Here is a 16231-nt window from a genome sequence, read left to right as displayed (position 1 = left end):
CCTATCTGCCGTGGGCGCTGGAGAATTGAGGGGGGTTGCTCCTAGTACGAGAGGACCGGAGTGAACGCACCACTGGTGTTCGGGTTGTCATGCCAATGGCATTGCCCGGTAGCTAAGTGCGGAAAAGATAAGTGCTGAAAGCATCTAAGCACGAAACTTGCCCCGAGATGAGTTCTCCCTGACTCCTTGAGAGTCCTGAAGGGACGTTGAAGACTACGACGTTGATAGGCCGGGTGTGTAAGCGCAGCGATGCGTTGAGCTAACCGGTACTAATGACCCGTGAGGCTTAACCTTACAACGCCAGAGGCGTTTTTTGAGAGACAGATTTTCAGCTTGTTAACCGGATACAGTTGTGTCCTGCGGACTGAAGTCCGAAGGATTTTGCGCTGAGGCAAGGCGGCAACCGGGCGATACGAAGGAGCATACTGAAGTATGTGACGGAGTAGCGCGAGGGCGGCCAACGCAGCATCAGCACAAAAGCCACAGGACAGAGCACAAAGAATTTGCCTGGCGGCTTTAGCGCGGTGGTCCCACCTGACCCCATGCCGAACTCAGAAGTGAAACGCCGTAGCGCCGATGGTAGTGTGGGGTCTCCCCATGCGAGAGTAGGGAACTGCCAGGCATCAAATTCGTTCCTTTTCCCCTGACAAGGAAAAAAACAGGAACAGACGGCCATCAGCCCGTTGCTGACAGCTGTGAAAGAATCGGTGGAGCGGTAGTTCAGTTGGTTAGAATACCTGCCTGTCACGCAGGGGGTCGCGGGTTCGAGCCCCGTCCGTTCCGCCACTTAATTGGAAAGCCCTGACTTAACGGTCAGGGCTTTTTCCATTGCAGCAAATTCAACACGGAAAAATACACCGCGCTGATTCTCTTCGATCTCCCGGATCATTTTAACGATCGCTAATTCTTTGAATCTGAAGCGATAATCGCGCAATCGATCCCACCCCTTCCAAATTGTGTGCGGGCAGACCCCGATCAGGCCTGCCCCTGTAGACTTCAGGTACGCCACGGCTGGTCAGCTGTCCACTCACTCAGAAAATCGATAAAAGCGCGCACACGCTGGCTTACGCCAATATCACTGTAGTAAACAGCATGGAAGGGCATCTCGACCGGCAGACGCTGATCGGCCAACACTTCCACCAGTTTTCCCTCAGCAACTTCACGATCGATCATATAGTCCGACAGGCAGGCAATACCATTACCGGTAAGACAGAGCTGCTTAATCGTCTCTCCGCTGTTAGAGGAGATAGCCCAGCTAATATCATAGAGTTCGCCGCTTTCACGGGAGACGGGCCAGCGATTGAGTCGTGGGGAATCATCAAAGCCGAGACAGTGGTGGTTATCCAGCTCAGCCACCGTTTGCGGTGTCCCATGCTCACGGAGATAGGCGGGTGAAGCAACCATCTTGCGAAAGCTCCTGAACAGCAGCCGGGCGCGCAGCGTTGAGTCGGTGAGATTGCCGGCGCGAATGGCGATATCCACTTTCCGCTCAATCAGATTGATAAAACTCTCTGAGGAGATCAAAGAAAGAGTCACGTCAGGATAGCGCAGACGAAAGGGTTTAATCATCGGCATCAGCAAATGCAGAATGACCGGCGTCGCGGCATCAACGCGCAGTAGTCCTTTAGGCGCCTGTAAACTCTCGATCAAATCGCTTTCTGCCGTGGTCATCTCCTGCAAAAAACGTTGAACATGGCGAAAATAGCGTTCGCCCTCCTGCGTAAGCGCCAGCTGCCGTGTTGTGCGGGTCAGCAGGGCAATACCCAGCTTGCTCTCCAGCTTTTTAACTGTCCTGCTGACGGCAGAGTTAGCCATCTTCAGCTGTTCAGCAGCGCGACTGAAACTTCCACTTTCTACTACGCTGACAAACACTTTTAGTTCATCAGAAGATGCCTTCATTCTTCCTCCCTGCAGTCACATGGCCATTAAGCCAGTTTATGACTGATAATGCTGTTATAACCAGTACAGGAGCCGTTAACGATGACATCGGGGATGTCACCGCCTGATCTGCCTCGTTTTGCTTAGCGAACGTAAAAGGGCTGCTTTATTCTGGAAAAGGTGATGAATTCTGACATTCACCTGCATCCATTGAAACCCCGGTCTAAAATCCCTATAACAGACAGGTGTTAACTGTATTTTGAATCATCAGCCAGGCGGGAAAGTGCGCAAAAAAACTTATGCAATGCGATATGTAGCAGGACAACCAGTGGAACAGATCTTTCCACCTGGCGCGATGCTCCATCTCGGTCAGGCACTGCCACCCGGCGCACCCTTGCCCGCGCACCCAAACCTCAAAGTTCTGGTGTGGAACATCTTCAAGCAGCAACGCGCAGACTGGATGTCGGTACTGGAAGGATTTGGTAAAGATGCGCACCTGGTATTACTGCAGGAAGCGCAGACCACACCAGAACTGGTGGAATTTGCCACCAGTAATTATCTTGCTGCCGATCAGGTACCTGCCTTTGTGCTGCCTCAGCATCCCTCTGGGGTGATGACGCTCGCCTCTGCGCACCCGGTCTATTGCTGCCCGTTGCGTGAGCGTGAGCCTCTGCTGAGGCTGTCAAAATCGGCACTGGTCACGGCGTATCCGCTGCCCACGGGGGAAATGCTGATGGTCGTGAACATCCATGCGGTAAATTTCAGCCTGGGCGTCGACGTCTACAGTAAACAGCTGGGGCCAATCGGGGAGCAGATCATGCATCACCAGGGGCCGGTGATTATGGCCGGGGATTTCAATGCCTGGAGCCGTCAGCGTATCAATGCACTCTACCGTTTTGCACAGCGAATGAAGCTGGAAGAGGTCATGTTCACTGCCGATCACCGCCGTAAAGCCTTTGGTCGCCCGCTGGATTTCGTCTTCTATCGCGATCTCAGGGTGAGTGAGGCATCCGTACTGGTGACGCGCGCGTCCGACCATAACCCCTTACTGGTGGAGTTCAGTTCAGGAAGCTAGTCCGGTGCATTAAGCGAGCCTGTAGAAGGAGGAGGGAAGTCCGGCAGATGAGTAAACGGTGGCGGATGAATAAAAGAAAAAGGCTGACAAATGTCAGCCTTTTCAACGTATCAGGTATCAGGTGTTGCGTTATTATTCACAAACAGCGTTAAGTTATCGCCGGGTTGAATATCTTTCGCACTGTCCAGCACACTGTTCCAGCGCATCACGTCTTTGATATTGACGCCGTGATGACGGGCAATACTGTCAAGAGAATCACCCTTACGAACACGATAGGTGATGCTGTTGCCGTTATCAGCCAGTCGGGTGCCATTCGAACCAATGGTCAGAGTCTGACCCGGTCGGATATCAGCACCGCGCAGGTTGTTATCCTGCTTCAGTGTCGAGACGCTAACGCCAAGTTTTGAGGCGATACCAGAGAGCGTATCACCCCGTCGCACTTTGTACCCGCCACTCGCACTGGCTTTCGCAAGCTGAGTAGGTTGTACCGCTGCGATGTCACCGGAAGCCAGTGAGTTACGCAGTTTCGCGACGTTCGACTTCGGCACCATAATATAGTGTGGGCCGTTTGGCGCTGTTGCACCGCCTTTGTAACCGGTATTGAAGCTCTTCAGTTTCGTGAGCGACATACCCGCCATTTCGGCAGCCTGCGTCAGCTGTATCTGCTGACCCACTTCCACTCGCGCCAGAGCACGACTTTCATTAGGTGTCGGCAGTTTGATACCGTAACGCTTGTTATTTTTGAGCAGTTCACTCAGAGCTAACATTTTAGGCACATACACGGTCGTTTCGCGTGGCAGCGATAAATGCCAGAAGTCAGTCGGCTTACCGCGCGCCTTGTTCTGCTTTATCGCTTTGAGTACACGTCCTTCACCACTGTTGTACGCTGCGATGGTTAATAACCAGTCGCCGTCAAACATGGTGTTAAGACGCTGCATCATATCCAGCGCAACTTTCGTGGATGCGACCACATCGCGTCGCCCATCGTAATACTGGTTCTGTTTCAAACCATAGTTTCGACCTGTTGCAGCAACAATCTGCCAGATACCAGCGGCATTGGCGGATGAAGTTGCCCGGGGGTCAAAAGCGCTCTCCACTATGGGTAGCAGTACCAGTTCCATCGGCATTTTACGTTTCTGTATCTGCTCGACTATCCAGTACATGTACGGCTCTGCCCGTAATGTTACATCGTGGAGATAGCTCTTATTTTTTAAAAATTTACTTTTTTGTTCGCGGATTGCCGGGTTTTCCGGAATCCCCATCTTCAACTCGTCACTAATGAAACTCCAGAGATCTGCGTCTGCTGCGAGGCCAGTTCCATCTTCCTGCCATCGCGGCGACAAAAACTCGTCTCCGTACTTTCCATTTTCACCTTGACCAGCTGAAGACAGACTCTGTGCATGCTGTACCGGGATATTGGCATCGTTCCTGGACGCCTGACATCCTACCAGCAAGACTGAGGCGAGTAAGATCGCTTTAGCCTTCATGTGTGTGTCAATAGTTCGCTTAAAAGACGAGCAACTATACGTGACGACTTTTCACAACACAACCCGAAAAATCAAAAAGCGTCTTTCTTCTCGCGTAGAACGGCAAATGAACGCCATACGGGTTCATCAGTAACGTTAACGTTTAATGCCCTTTGTAAATCAACGTCTTGCGTGCGAAGAAATAAATTTATTGTCCGTTCGTGCGCCAGTTTTGTGGGCAAACTAATGCCATTTTCAGCGCGTAAGTCCTTAATTTTCTGATATTCGGCCGTTATTTGTGGGTCATGGGGCAGAATAGCCGCAGCAAACTTCAGATTGGATAAAGTATATTCATGTGCACAGCAGACTAATGTTTCACCTGGAAGCTGGTTAAGCTTTTGAAAGGAATCATACATCTGCTCTGCCGTGCCCTCAAAAAGGCGCCCGCAGCCGCCCGAAAAGAGTGTGTCACCGCAGAAAAGATAAGGTGAGCTGTAATATGAGATATGTCCTAAAGTGTGACCAGGGGTGTGGATCACCTCAAACGTCAGGCCCAGTACCGTGACCTTATCGCCTTCGCTGACTATCGTTCTGGCCCCTTTAGCCGCAGTTTCCTGGGGACCATAGACCTCAAGCTGAGGGAAATGCTCGCACAGTGTTTTCACTCCGCCTGTGTGGTCGTTATGGTGGTGAGTCAGCAGAATAGCGACCGGCTGCCAGCCGTTGGAGGCCATTTTTTCTAACACCGGTTGGGCTTCGCCGGGATCGACAATCAGGCATTTACCGTCATCATCAGTCAGCGTCCAGATGTAGTTGTCCTGCAACGCAGGAATACTGGTAAGATTCATCATCACCTCTCGCAGGTCGTAGGAAAAGGAAGAGCGTAAAGCATGAAGCCCGCTAAATCACGCCAGATTCTGAACGCACCGCTGTCATGGCGCGATATGCCGTGGGGAGATTATTTCCGCGACGCGCTAACGCAGCAGCTTCAGCCTTACCTTGGAAAGCTTTATGGCTTTCATATGCTTAAGCTTGGCAACCTCAGCGCAGAAATCAACACCGAAAACTGTGCTATTTCACATCAGGTCAATGTTGGCAGGGAAGGTGAGCTGTTACAGGTGCTGGCTGACCCGATGCAACTGCCGTTTGAGTCGAAGTCGATCGATGCCTGTTTGCTGGCCCATACGCTCGCCTGGAGCCAGGATCCTCACCGGGTGTTACGTGAAGTAGATAGGGTGTTAATTGATGATGGCTGGATGATTATCAGCGGCTTCAATCCATTCAGCCTGCTCGGCGTGAGTAAGATGGTGCCGGGCCTGAACCGCAAAGCCCCCTGGAGCGGACGGATGTTCAGCCAGGTGCGGTTAGTCGACTGGCTGGGACTGTTGAATTATGAGGTAGTCTATCGCACCCGCTTTCAGGTGCTGCCGTGGCATCGGCAGGGCGGAAAACTGATCAGCGCCCACTTACCGGCGCTGGGCTGTCTGAATATTGTGGTGGCACGTAAACGCACCTTCCCGCTGCTGCCGACCCGGGCTAAGAAGAGTATGAGCACCAGCAAGATCCGCCAGACGGTCAATGCCACACGCCAGTTCCGGCAGGCAGAGGATCAGGATTCGGTTTTATAACCGATATCCTCAAAAGCGGGATTTTCAGCCGCGCTGCGGGCCAGCACGTCGCAGCGCTCATTTTCCGGATGTCCGGCATGGCCTTTAACCCACTCCCACTGAATCTTATGGGTGCTGAGTGCTAAGTCGAGACGCTGCCAGAGATCGACATTCTTCACCGGCTTTTTGTCGGCGGTTTTCCAGCCACGCTTTTTCCAGTTATGGATCCAGCTGGTAATTCCCTGACGCACATACTGACTGTCGGTACTGAGCACCACATCGCACGGCTGGGTCAGCGCTTCCAGTGAGACAATCGCCGCCATCAGCTCCATCCGGTTATTGGTGGTAAGGTGATAGCCCGCGCTGAAGGTTTTCTCATGCTGACCGTAGCGTAAAATCGCCCCATAACCGCCGGGACCGGGATTTCCAAGACAGGATCCATCGGTGAATATTTCTACCTGTTTGCGCATCTCTGGTAGACTTCCTCTCAAAAACGCTAAGTCTGACATAAAACGGGTCTTATGAGCACTGCAAATAACCGCCAGATCGTTCTCGATACTGAAACCACCGGCATGAACATGATCGGGGTACATTATGAGGGGCACCGCATCATTGAGATTGGTGCGGTAGAGGTGATTAACCGTCGCCTGACCGGTAACAATTTCCATATGTATCTTAAGCCCGATCGGCTGGTCGATCCCGAAGCCTTTGGCGTACACGGCATTGCCGATGAGTTCCTGGCCGACAAGCCTGCCTTCAGCGAGATTGCCGATGAGTTTCTCGACTACATTCGCGGTGCTGAATTAGTGATCCATAACGCCCCGTTTGATATCGGCTTTATGGACTACGAGTTTGCAAAGCTGAACCGCGGCATTGAGAAAACCGAAACCTTCTGCAAAATCACCGACAGTCTGGCGCTGGCGCGCCGTATGTTTCCCGGCAAGCGCAACAGCCTTGATGCGCTTTGCTCGCGTTACGAAATAGACAACAGCAAACGAACCCTGCACGGCGCACTGCTCGATGCCGAGATTCTGGCTGAAGTCTTCCTGACGATGACCGGCGGACAGACGTCACTCTCCTTTTTATCGGAAAGTGAAAGCGCCCGACAGGCGCAGGGAGAGAGCATCCAGCGCATCGTGCGTCCCACCTCTGCACTGCGCGTGGTCACGGCCAGCGATGAAGAAGTGGTTGCCCATGAGTCACGTCTGGATCTGGTGATGAAAAAGGGTGGCAGCTGCCTGTGGCGCGGCTGAATTACGCATTTTTGTGGATAAAATCAACGGCAAGCTGAAAAAAACAGCAAACGATTTGTTCGCCTGGAAAAAGCGTTGACGTCGCAACAGGCTGCCATTACTATGCGCCTCGTTCCCGACGGGGAACAAAGCGCGGAGCGGTAGTTCAGTTGGTTAGAATACCTGCCTGTCACGCAGGGGGTCGCGGGTTCGAGCCCCGTCCGTTCCGCCAATCTCTTTAAAAAAGCCGATTCAGAAATGAATCGGCTTTTTGCTGTCTGCTATTCAGCGGTGGCCTGGTTCTTCTGCGGCATCACCTCGCCTTGCCAGCGGGCACCATCCTCCGCCTCACGATCTTCACGGGCGATAAAGCGATAGCAGCCTGCCGCCAGACCGGCGCCAATAAACCAGCTGAAATTCGCCACCTGATGCAGGGAAGGGATAAAGCTAATCACCAGGCAAATCGCCACCGATGGCAGCAGTGCGCCAATCGCTTTAGGGTTAAAGCCACCGCGATACCAGTAACGGCCTGCCGGCGTATCGTTAAACAGATCGTCGACCGAGATACGTCCACGTTTAATCAGATAGAAATCGGTCAGCAGAATCCCGAACAGCGGCCCGATAAACGATCCCAGCACATCCAGCGTATAGTGAATCAGCTCAGGAGACTGAAACAGATTCCACGGCGTTAACAGCACCGACCCCACCGCAGCGATCATCCCGCCGGTACGGAAACTGATTTTCTGCGGTGAACAGTTGGAGAAGTCAAAAGCGGGCGAGACGAAGTTCGCCACGATATTGATGCCGATGGTGGCGGTAACCATGGTCAGCAATCCAATCGCGACCGCCAGATCGTTGCCGACCATGCTCACGGTTTCGATGGGATCGGTAATCATTTTGCCAAACAGCGACTGTGTACCCGACACAATCACTACGGTCACCACCGAGAACAGCAGAAAGTTAAACGGCAGTCCCCAGCGGTTGCCGCGACGGATCTCTGACATGCTTTTGCCGTAGCGTGAGAAGTCACCGAAGTTCAGCAGCGGCCCGGAGAAGTAAGAGACCACCAGCGCCGTCGCCGTAATCATCTGCCACGTCTGCTCGCCTGCGGTAAGCGATTTGCTGGCGAGAGTAAACGAAATCCCATCGAAACCGGTCTTGTATACAATCCAGCCCGCCAGCGCCACCATCACCACATAGACCGCCGGTCCGGCGACATCAATAAACCGTTTGATGGCGTTCATGCCATGCCAGAACACCATCGCCTGCAGTAACCACATAATGCCGAAGCAGCACCAGCCCAGCAGCGACAGACCAAGCCAGTGCGGCACGGTCATCGACGTCAGTGACGGCGCGAACTTCAGCAGCACCAGCATCAGCGCATTCGCCGCGAGATAGGTCTGGATGCCATACCAGGCGAACGCGATCAGGCCGCGTATCACCGCCGGGATATTGGCACCAAACACCCCAAACGCCTGACGGCAGATCACCGCATAGGGGACGCCCGCCATCTGGCTCGGTTTCGCCACCAGATTCGCACAGATTTGCACGATGCAGATCCCCGCCAGCAGGCAGAGCAGCACCTGCCAGCTGGCTAATCCCAGCGTGAAGAAGCTGGCGGCCACCACATAGCCGCCCATGCTGTGCACATCCGACATCCAGAAAGAAAAAATGTTGTACCACGACCAGTTCTGATCGCGAGTCGGTGCCAGGTCGTCGTTACAGAGTCGTGGGCTGTAACGGGCGTTGGCTTCAGAGGCCGTACTGGCCACCGTTGATTGATTTGGCATGAAACCTGCTCCTCTACCCGAGAGTGGAATGAATAATCTGGTAAAGCGGTATTGCAGGATCCAGGCCAGATCTCTTTTATTGTATACAATATTTATTTTTCACGTATACGATATGTGGCGTACAGCAAGCGACCGGAGCGGGTAATGACGAGTAAAACAGGACAGCGAGACGCCACCAGGCTGCAGGATAAAGATGAAGGGATTTACCAGGCGTTGATGAACGCCATTGTTGAGCATCAGCTGCCGCCGGGCAGTAAACTGCCGGAAGAGGCCCTTTCCGGGGTCTTTGGCGTGAGCCGCACCGGCATCCGCAAAGTGCTGCAACGCCTCGCGGCGGTGCAAATGGTCACTCTGACGCCCAAACGTGGTGCGCAGGTCTCCACACCCGGCGTTGAAGAGGCGCGGGATATCTTCTCAACCCGCAGTTTAATGGAGTGCGCTAATCTGCCAGCGGTCCTGGCCCATCTGCAGCCCCCGCATCTGGTGGCGCTGGAGCAGCTCATCGCGCAGGAGAATCAGGCGCACGCCGATCATGATGGCCCGGCAGCCATCCGGCTGTCAGCGGCCTTTCATATTCAGTTGCAGGCGATCTCCGGGAATCAGGTGCTCACCGGCATGGTGACCAGCCTGACGCAGCGCTCATCACTGGTGATCGCCGCCTATGGCGCACCCTGGCAGCGTGGCTGCCGCTGTGACGATCATGCGAATCTGCTTCAGTTACTGCGCGCGCGTGCGCTGCAGCCGCTGACGCAGGCGCTACAGCATCACTTCGAGCACATCGTCTCCAGCCTGCACTTCGAACGCAGCGGAGAAACGCTGCCCGACTTTTCCCGACTGTTTGCCGCAGGCTCTGGAGCTGCCTCATGAGCCTGATTCAGGTTATTAACCCTAATACCAGCCTGGCGATGACCGAAACTATCGGTCAGGCCGCGCGTGCGGTCGCCGCACCGGGCACCGAAATTCTGGCTGTTTCGCCGTCGCAGGGTGTGCCCTCCATTGAAGGGCATTTCGATGAGGCGATCGCCGCCATCGGCGTGCTGGAGCAGATTAAACTGGGCAGAGCGCAGGGCGTCAGCGGCCACGTCATTGCCTGCTTTGGCGATCCGGGTTTGCTGGCGGCACGCGAGCTGGCCAGCGGACCGGTGATCGGCATCGCGGAAGCGGCGATGCATACCGCCACGCTGCTGGCGACGCGTTTCTCGATTGTCACCACGCTGCCGCGCACCCTGGTGATTGCGCGTCATCTGCTGCAGCAGTATGGCTTTACCCATCACTGTGCCGCGCTGCATGCCATCGATCTGCCAGTACTGGCGCTGGAGGATGGCAGCGGCCTGGCGCAGGAAAAAGTGCGGCAGCGCTGCATTCAGGCTAAACGGGAAGATGGCAGCGGGGCGATTGTGCTGGGCTGTGGCGGGATGGCGACGCTGGCCGGGGAGCTGACCCAGGAACTGGGACTGCCGGTGATCGATGGCGTCAGCGCGGCGGTGAAGATGGTGGAGTCGCTGGTGGCGCTTGGTTTTGGCACCAGCAAACATGGAGATCTGGCCTGGCCTTTGCAGAAACCTCTCTCAGGTGCGTTTCAGCATCTAAACTAACGGAACTTTCCCGAATCAAAACAGGTGGAGTGATGACTGACGCTGCAGAGAAGAAAGAGTACAGCTTTAACAAAAACTATCCGCGCGATTTAATCGGTTATGGCGCTCATCCGCCGCACGCCGCCTGGCCCAACAACGCCCGTGTGGCGGTGCAGTTTGTTCTGAACTACGAAGAGGGCGCAGAAAACAGCGTGCTGCACGGCGACACCGGCTCAGAGCAGTTCCTCTCCGACATCATCGGGGCAGCCAGCTATCCCGATCGCCACATGTCGATGGAGTCGCTGTATGAGTACGGCTCACGCGCCGGTTTCTGGCGTATCCACAACGAATTCCAGAAACGCGGTCTGCCGTTAACGGTTTTCGGCGTGGCGATGGCGCTGGCGCGTCATCCGGAAGTCGTCGAGGCGATTAAACAGGCTGACTACGATGTGGTCAGTCACGGCTGGCGCTGGATCCACTATCAGGGCATGGATGCAAAAACCGAACGCCAGCATATGCAGCAGGCGGTCGATGTGCTGGTTGATCTGTTTGGTAAAGCGCCGACCGGCTGGTACACCGGCCGAGACAGCCCGAATACCCGGCGGCTGGTGGTGGAGCAGGGCGGTTTTAGCTATGACAGTGACTACTACGGCGACGATCTGCCTTTCTGGACCCAGGTCACCTGTCAGGATGGAACGGTTAAACCGCACCTGATTATCCCCTATACCCTGGAGTGCAATGACATGCGCTTTGCCTCGCCGCAGGGATTTAATACCGCGGAACAGTTCTTTACCTATCTGCGCGACAGCTTCGATGTGCTGTATGAAGAGGGCGAAACCGCACCGAAGATGATGTCGATCGGTATGCATTGCCGCCTGCTGGGTCGTCCTGGCAAATTCCGCGCGCTGCAGAATTTTCTCGATCACATCCAGCAGCATGAGAATGTCTGGATCTGCACCCGTCAGCAGATCGCTGACCACTGGATCAACACGCACCCGGCACCTTAAGCCGGTTCCGGCGCTCGCCCCGCGTTGATCGGGCGAAGCGCCGGACGATGTCAGCTCATCAGGCTGACCTGCGCCGCTACGATGCACCAGCCGTGGGGCATGCGTACCCAGGTCTGCTGCTGACGGCCAATTTTATCGCTGCCGGTGCGGGTAAATTCGGTGCTGCAGACCGCATAATCCTCGCCAAAGGTGGTGATCACGGTGTTTCGCAGCGTCCGGTTCAGCCCGGCTGAAGGACGCGCGGCGCGGAAGGCACGAATCTCATCAATGCCATACAGATTCTCACCCGCGCCGAGGCGCACGGTTCGCGGGTCGTGCCAGAACAACGCATCCAGTTCGGCCACGTCATTGCTGACCAGCGCCTGCTCGTAGCGGTAAAACTGCGCCGTCACCTCGGTGACTACCTGCGGTAAATTAATCTCTCTGTTCATCAGGCTCCAGCCATATTGATTTGCGGTATCGTAATGCCGCGTTGTTCCAGTGCCCAGGCGGCACGTAACACCGCCTCTTCATTAAATGGACGGGCGATAAGCTGTAATCCAATCGGCAGACCGCTTCGGGTCGCCAGCGGCACGGTACAGACCGGCAATCCCAGGAAGGAGATCGGCTGCGTCAGCATACCCATGCTCGCCTTAGCGGGCAGCGATTCCCCCTGAATCGACAAGGTCTGCTGACCGATGGTGATCGCGCTGCAGGGTGTCGCCGGCGCTATCAGCACATCAAACCGATCAAAAAGCGGCAACACCTGCTGCTGGAAATGGCGGCGGAAACGCTGCGCCTGCACGTACCAGGCACCTGGCATCATGGCACCGGCCAGCAGACGCTCGCGTGAATTAGGTTCAAACTGCTCAGGCGTCTGGCGCAGGGCGGGCAGATAGTGATTGCCGCCTTCTGCCGCGGTCATGATAAACGCCGCCGAGCGTGCCAGCTCAGCGTCCGGCATCAGCACCTCTTCCTGTGCATCAAGTGCTGCCGCGACCACCGCGACGGCAGCGCGGGCATCCTCATCGCACCAGCGGGCAAAAAAGCCACCCAGTACGCCGCAGCGCAAGCCTTCGCTGCCCTGTGACAGCCCTGGTAGCGTCGCGGCCAGCGGGCGATCGGCCTGAAACGCATCGGTGTGGTCTGCGCCCTGCAACAGATCATATACCAGCGCCAGGTCTTCAACCCGCCGCGCCAGAGGACCGATGTGATCGAGGCTGGCGACAAACGGATGGCTGCCGCTGCGTGACAACCGGCCAAAGGTCGGCTTAAGACCAAAAATACCGCACAGCGACGCGGGCACCCGAATCGAGCCGTTGGTGTCGGTGCCCAGTGAAAAGTGGACCAGACCGGCGGCCACGGCAGCCGCCGAACCGCCTGACGAGCCGCCAGCCACGCGGCTGAGATCGCGCGGATTGTGCGTCGCGCCGTAGTGGCTGTTTTCGGTGGTAAAACCATACGCGTAGGCATCCATGTTCAGCATGCCAGACAGCAGCGCACCAGAGCGACGCAGTTTATCGACAGCAAACGCATCTGCACGTGCCGCCGGCCGGTCGCTGAACAGGCTGGCACCGGCCAGGGTAGTGTGACCCGCCACATCAAACAGGTTTTTTACCGCATACGGGATGCCCGCCAGCGGTGGCAGGGTTTCGCCGCGCTGCCGCTGCGCATCAACATCCGCCGCTTCTTTTAACATGCGCGGCCCGGTCACTTCCGTCCAGGCATTCAGCGCCGGATTGTGCTGCTCAACCGCCTGCAGCGTGCGCTTTGCCACTTCCAGCGCACTGATTTCACCCTGCTGGATCGCCCGCTGCAGGGTCTGAATCGAAACGTCACCTAATCTCATGCCTGGTATACTCCTGCCACTTCAAGCCGGTCATCCAGCGGAAACGTCATCAGCGGCGCGGCCATCTCCGCGATACGCGACAGCTGGATCAGCAGTTCAGCGCGGCGGGCGTCATCCAGTTCCAGTTGCAGTATCTGCTCCATATGGCCGATGTAGCTGGCCCAGTCGTGTTGATTCATGATTCGCTCCTGTTAAAAACCGGCGGCGCTGCCGTTACTGCGTGGATCGCTTGCGCCCTCAAACATGCCGTTGCTGTGGCGCACAATGGCGCCCGCATGGCCCACGGATTCGCTGAAGTCCGGCAGCAGCTCCACCTCATGTCCCCACAGACGCAGCATCAATACCGTTTCGTCGTCAAAACGGCCTTCCAGTTTCAGCGAGTCTGATGATTGCCCCCAGGTCCGGCCCAGCAGCCAGCGCGGCGCACTGACTGCCTGTTGTAACGGCAAGCCCTGAATCACATGGCGGGTAAAAATCGCCGCCTGAGTCTGCGGCTGTCCATCCCCACCCATCGCGCCATACACCAGCGTCCGGCCATCTTTCAGCCGTGCGGCGGCGGGATTCAGGGTATGAAACGGTTGCTTACCGGGTGCCAGGGCCAGCAGATGGTCAGGATCGAGGCTGAAAGCGGCGCCGCGGTTCTGCCAGGTGATACCCGTGCCGGGCAGCACCACACCACTGCCAAATTCGTGATAAATGCTCTGAATAAAGGAGACGGCCAGGCCGCTGCTGTCCATCACGCCCATCCAGACCGTATCGCCCGGCCCGCGTCCGTTTCCCCATGCCGCCGCCTCTCCATCGGTGATCTGGCTGGCGAGTGTGGCAAGGTGATCGCTGTCCAGCAGCGCCTGCAAATCTTCCGTGACGTGACGCGGATCGGTGATGTGTTTGTCGCGCAGTGCAAACGCTTTTTTGGTGGCTTCCACGATACGGTGCACCGTCTGCGCATCGTCAGCCTCCGCCATCTCCAGCCGATCGGTGATGCCCAGGATCGCCAGCGACACCATGCCCTGCGTTGGCGGGGTGATATTCCAGATGTCACCTTCGCTGTGGGAGAGATGCAGCGGCGTCGTGCGGCGGGCGCGATGCTGCTGCAGATCGGCCAGCGTCACCGGCATGCCCAGCGTGGCCATCTCATCGGCCATATGGTGAGCCAGCGTGCCGCGATAAAAGCTGTCGAGCCCCTCTTCAGTAAGCTGGCTCAGGGTGTTTGCCAGGGCGGGCTGGGTAAAACGGCTGCCTGGCTGCGGCACGTTGCCGTCAGGCATAAAGGTGGCGCTGAAGCCGGGCTGATGCTGCAATTCACTGCGGAACGTTGCGGTGGCGGCGCTCTGTGAGGCAGTCACCGGAATACCGTCGGCGGCGTAGCGAATCGCATCGCGCAGCAGACGTGCCAGCGGCAGCGGTGGGGTGCCCATCTCAGCCGAGAGATTCAGTGCCTCCTGCCAGCCGCTGACCGTACCGGCCACGGTCAGCGCCGCTTTCGGCCCGCGATGCGGAATCTTAGGGTGATCGGCGTAGAAATCGTGATGAGCCAGCGAACCGGCTGCGCCGCTGGCGTCGATAGCGACAGGATCGCCGCCGGGCGGCAGAATCAGCCAGAAACCATCACCGCCCAGTCCATTCATATGCGGGTAGACCACGGCGATGGTCGCGGCAGCGGCCACCATCGCTTCAATGGCATTACCGCCATCACGCAGTACCGCGAGCGCGCTCTCACTCGCCAGATGGTGTGGCGTCACCGCCATCCCCTGCGGGGCCATATTGCTTTGAATCATCTTTTTCTCGTTATCCGGGTGACAGAACCGATAACAAAGCAAGAGCTGTTCCAGTTTTCACCCTGAGCTGACGATGCGCCGGTTAACCTGGCGCAAATTGTGCTAGCTTCTGCTGAAACAAAAGTTACAGGACGGGTTATGAAACAGCTTGATGAACGACTCAGGAGTCACTATCCCCAGCTCTCTCCGCAGGAGCAGCGCATTGCCGACTTCGTGTTTGACCACTTCGATGACCTGATCAGCTACAACAGTGCCGAGCTGGCGCGGCTCAGTGGCGTGTCGAAAGCCACGGTCAGCCGGCTGTTTAAGCGTCTGGGCTATGAAAAATACAAGGATATGCGTGATGAGTTACGCATCCTGCGCCAGAGCGGCATGCCGCTGACCGATAATCGTGATGCGGTGCAGGGCAATACACTGCTGGCGCGACACTACAAGCAGGAGATGGCTAACCTGACGCAGTGGGTGAACAGTCTGGATGCCCGGCACTTTAATGAGGTTATCCAGCAGCTGGCGCAGGCAAAACGCGTCTTTATCATCGGCATGCGCAACGCCTATCCGGTGGCACTGCATCTGCGACAGCAGCTGGTGCAGGCGCGTTCGCAGGTACATATCCTGCCGCAGCCGGGCCAGACGCTGGCTGAGGAGCTGGTGGATATTACGCCGGAGGATATGGTGGTCGTGATGGCCTTCCGTCGTCGTCCCCGCATCATTCGCCCGCTGATGCAGCAGTTGCAGGCTGCCGGTATCCCGCTGCTGGCGCTGTGTGAGCCGCAGGCGCAGACGGTGATTGCGCTGGCGCGCTGGCAGCTCTGTACGCCGCTGGACAGCGTTTCCGCCTTCGACAGTTATGGCTCCGCCATGAGTCTGGTTAACCTGATTGCCAATGCACTGCTGCATGAAATGCTGGCACAGGGACGCCAGCGCATTCATCAGATCGCCGACCTTTACCAGCAGTTTGATGAGCTGGAGCACCGCTAAAAGGCACCGTTTTGGTGC

Annotated in this window: 17 protein-coding genes, 2 tRNA genes and 2 rRNA genes; 11 read left to right on the top strand and 10 right to left on the bottom strand. The window is 56.5% G+C overall.

The features are described 5' to 3' along the window. From PAG01S_RS08485 to PAG01S_RS08475, 3 genes are all read left to right on the top strand, one after another. Positions 1 to 294 (top strand): 23S ribosomal RNA (locus tag PAG01S_RS08485); the annotation flags it as partial. A 212-nt stretch (positions 295 to 506) separates the two neighbouring features. Then, positions 507 to 622, top strand: a 5S ribosomal RNA gene (gene rrf / locus PAG01S_RS08480). An 87-nt stretch (positions 623 to 709) separates the two neighbouring features. Continuing rightward, a tRNA-Asp gene (locus tag PAG01S_RS08475) sits at positions 710 to 786 on the top strand. 1 nt (position 787) lies between these two features. Here the strand turns inward: PAG01S_RS08475 and PAG01S_RS22225 are convergent. Beyond that, positions 788 to 934, bottom strand: coding sequence for a hypothetical protein (locus PAG01S_RS22225; protein WP_155724509.1), 147 nt, complete (start codon positions 932 to 934; stop codon positions 788 to 790). Positions 935 to 996: 62 nt separating this feature from the next. Further along, positions 997 to 1899 carry a DNA-binding transcriptional regulator YafC gene (yafC, locus tag PAG01S_RS08470; protein ID WP_022625197.1) on the bottom strand — a complete coding sequence of 301 codons (903 nt, stop codon included), beginning with the start codon at positions 1897 to 1899 and terminating at the stop codon, positions 997 to 999. A gap of 262 nt (positions 1900 to 2161) precedes the next feature. Between yafC and PAG01S_RS08465 the strand changes: the two genes are divergently transcribed. Then, entirely contained in the window at positions 2162 to 2953 is a 792-nt protein-coding gene (locus PAG01S_RS08465; protein WP_010255114.1) for an endonuclease/exonuclease/phosphatase family protein, read from the top strand. A 110-nt stretch (positions 2954 to 3063) separates the two neighbouring features. Here PAG01S_RS08465 and mltD read toward each other — a convergent pair whose 3' ends face one another. Next, positions 3064 to 4440 (bottom strand): murein transglycosylase D, encoded by a 1377-nt coding sequence (gene mltD / locus PAG01S_RS08460; protein ID WP_022625195.1) that lies wholly within the window; start codon positions 4438 to 4440, stop codon positions 3064 to 3066. Between the two features lie 71 nt (positions 4441 to 4511). Next, on the bottom strand, positions 4512 to 5267 hold the full coding sequence (gloB, locus tag PAG01S_RS08455; RefSeq protein ID WP_010255119.1) for a hydroxyacylglutathione hydrolase: 756 nt from the start codon (positions 5265 to 5267) through the stop codon (positions 4512 to 4514). A 42-nt stretch (positions 5268 to 5309) separates the two neighbouring features. Between gloB and PAG01S_RS08450 the strand changes: the two genes are divergently transcribed. Next, complete coding sequence (locus PAG01S_RS08450) at positions 5310 to 6047, top strand: class I SAM-dependent methyltransferase (RefSeq protein ID WP_010671138.1); 738 nt, start codon at positions 5310 to 5312, stop codon at positions 6045 to 6047. Here the strand turns inward: PAG01S_RS08450 and rnhA are convergent. After that, positions 6029 to 6496 (bottom strand): ribonuclease HI, encoded by a 468-nt coding sequence (gene rnhA, locus PAG01S_RS08445; protein WP_010255125.1) that lies wholly within the window; start codon positions 6494 to 6496, stop codon positions 6029 to 6031. The two genes, PAG01S_RS08450 and rnhA, sit on opposite strands and share 19 nt — an antisense overlap. Positions 6497 to 6547: 51 nt before the next feature. Between rnhA and dnaQ the strand changes: the two genes are divergently transcribed. Both dnaQ and PAG01S_RS08435 read left to right on the top strand, forming a co-directional pair. Further along, complete coding sequence (gene dnaQ / locus PAG01S_RS08440; protein ID WP_010255127.1) at positions 6548 to 7279, top strand: DNA polymerase III subunit epsilon; 732 nt, start codon at positions 6548 to 6550, stop codon at positions 7277 to 7279. 134 nt (positions 7280 to 7413) lie between these two features. Continuing rightward, positions 7414 to 7490: transfer RNA gene (locus PAG01S_RS08435), tRNA-Asp, on the top strand. Positions 7491 to 7539: 49 nt separating this feature from the next. Here the strand turns inward: PAG01S_RS08435 and PAG01S_RS08430 are convergent. Then, positions 7540 to 9048, bottom strand: a complete 1509-nt coding sequence (locus PAG01S_RS08430; RefSeq protein ID WP_062758315.1) for an NCS1 family nucleobase:cation symporter-1 — start codon at positions 9046 to 9048, stop codon at positions 7540 to 7542. A gap of 144 nt (positions 9049 to 9192) precedes the next feature. On the opposite strand from PAG01S_RS08430, the gene PAG01S_RS08425 reads away from it, so the two are divergent. The 3 genes from PAG01S_RS08425 to puuE are packed head-to-tail and all read left to right on the top strand — an operon-like array spanning position 9193 to position 11629. After that, positions 9193 to 9915 (top strand): GntR family transcriptional regulator, encoded by a 723-nt coding sequence (locus PAG01S_RS08425; RefSeq protein ID WP_010255133.1) that lies wholly within the window; start codon positions 9193 to 9195, stop codon positions 9913 to 9915. Next, positions 9912 to 10643 (top strand): allantoin racemase, encoded by a 732-nt coding sequence (gene hpxA, locus PAG01S_RS08420; protein ID WP_062758313.1) that lies wholly within the window; start codon positions 9912 to 9914, stop codon positions 10641 to 10643. Before PAG01S_RS08425 ends, hpxA begins: the two co-directional genes overlap by 4 nt. 32 nt (positions 10644 to 10675) lie before the next feature. Then, complete coding sequence (gene puuE / locus PAG01S_RS08415; protein WP_010671142.1) at positions 10676 to 11629, top strand: allantoinase PuuE; 954 nt, start codon at positions 10676 to 10678, stop codon at positions 11627 to 11629. Positions 11630 to 11679: 50 nt separating this feature from the next. Here puuE and hpxZ read toward each other — a convergent pair whose 3' ends face one another. Genes hpxZ through PAG01S_RS08395 form a run of 4 tightly spaced genes read right to left on the bottom strand, consistent with a single transcriptional unit; the run spans position 11680 to position 15235 of the window. Beyond that, positions 11680 to 12060, bottom strand: a complete 381-nt coding sequence (gene hpxZ, locus PAG01S_RS08410) for an oxalurate catabolism protein HpxZ (RefSeq protein WP_010255141.1) — start codon at positions 12058 to 12060, stop codon at positions 11680 to 11682. After that, a complete protein-coding gene (locus PAG01S_RS08405; protein WP_062758311.1) occupies positions 12060 to 13457 on the bottom strand; it encodes an AtzE family amidohydrolase in 1398 nt (465 codons plus the stop codon). Before PAG01S_RS08405 ends, hpxZ begins: the two co-directional genes overlap by 1 nt. After that, a complete protein-coding gene (gene hpxX / locus PAG01S_RS08400) occupies positions 13454 to 13636 on the bottom strand; it encodes an oxalurate catabolism protein HpxX (protein ID WP_033766590.1) in 183 nt (60 codons plus the stop codon). Before hpxX ends, PAG01S_RS08405 begins: the two co-directional genes overlap by 4 nt. A gap of 12 nt (positions 13637 to 13648) precedes the next feature. Then, on the bottom strand, positions 13649 to 15235 hold the full coding sequence (locus tag PAG01S_RS08395; RefSeq protein WP_033771016.1) for a gamma-glutamyltransferase family protein: 1587 nt from the start codon (positions 15233 to 15235) through the stop codon (positions 13649 to 13651). A gap of 138 nt (positions 15236 to 15373) precedes the next feature. On the opposite strand from PAG01S_RS08395, the gene hpxU reads away from it, so the two are divergent. Then, entirely contained in the window at positions 15374 to 16213 is an 840-nt protein-coding gene (hpxU, locus tag PAG01S_RS08390) for a MurR/RpiR family transcriptional regulator HpxU (protein ID WP_010255152.1), read from the top strand. The last annotated feature ends 18 nt before the right edge of the window (positions 16214 to 16231 follow it).

This window comes from Pantoea agglomerans NBRC 102470 (assembly GCF_001598475.1).
In the GTDB taxonomy this organism is placed as follows: Bacteria; Pseudomonadota; Gammaproteobacteria; order Enterobacterales; family Enterobacteriaceae; genus Pantoea; species Pantoea agglomerans.
Note: the sequence above shows the minus strand (reverse complement) of the source record. Positions and strands in the feature narration are given on the sequence as shown.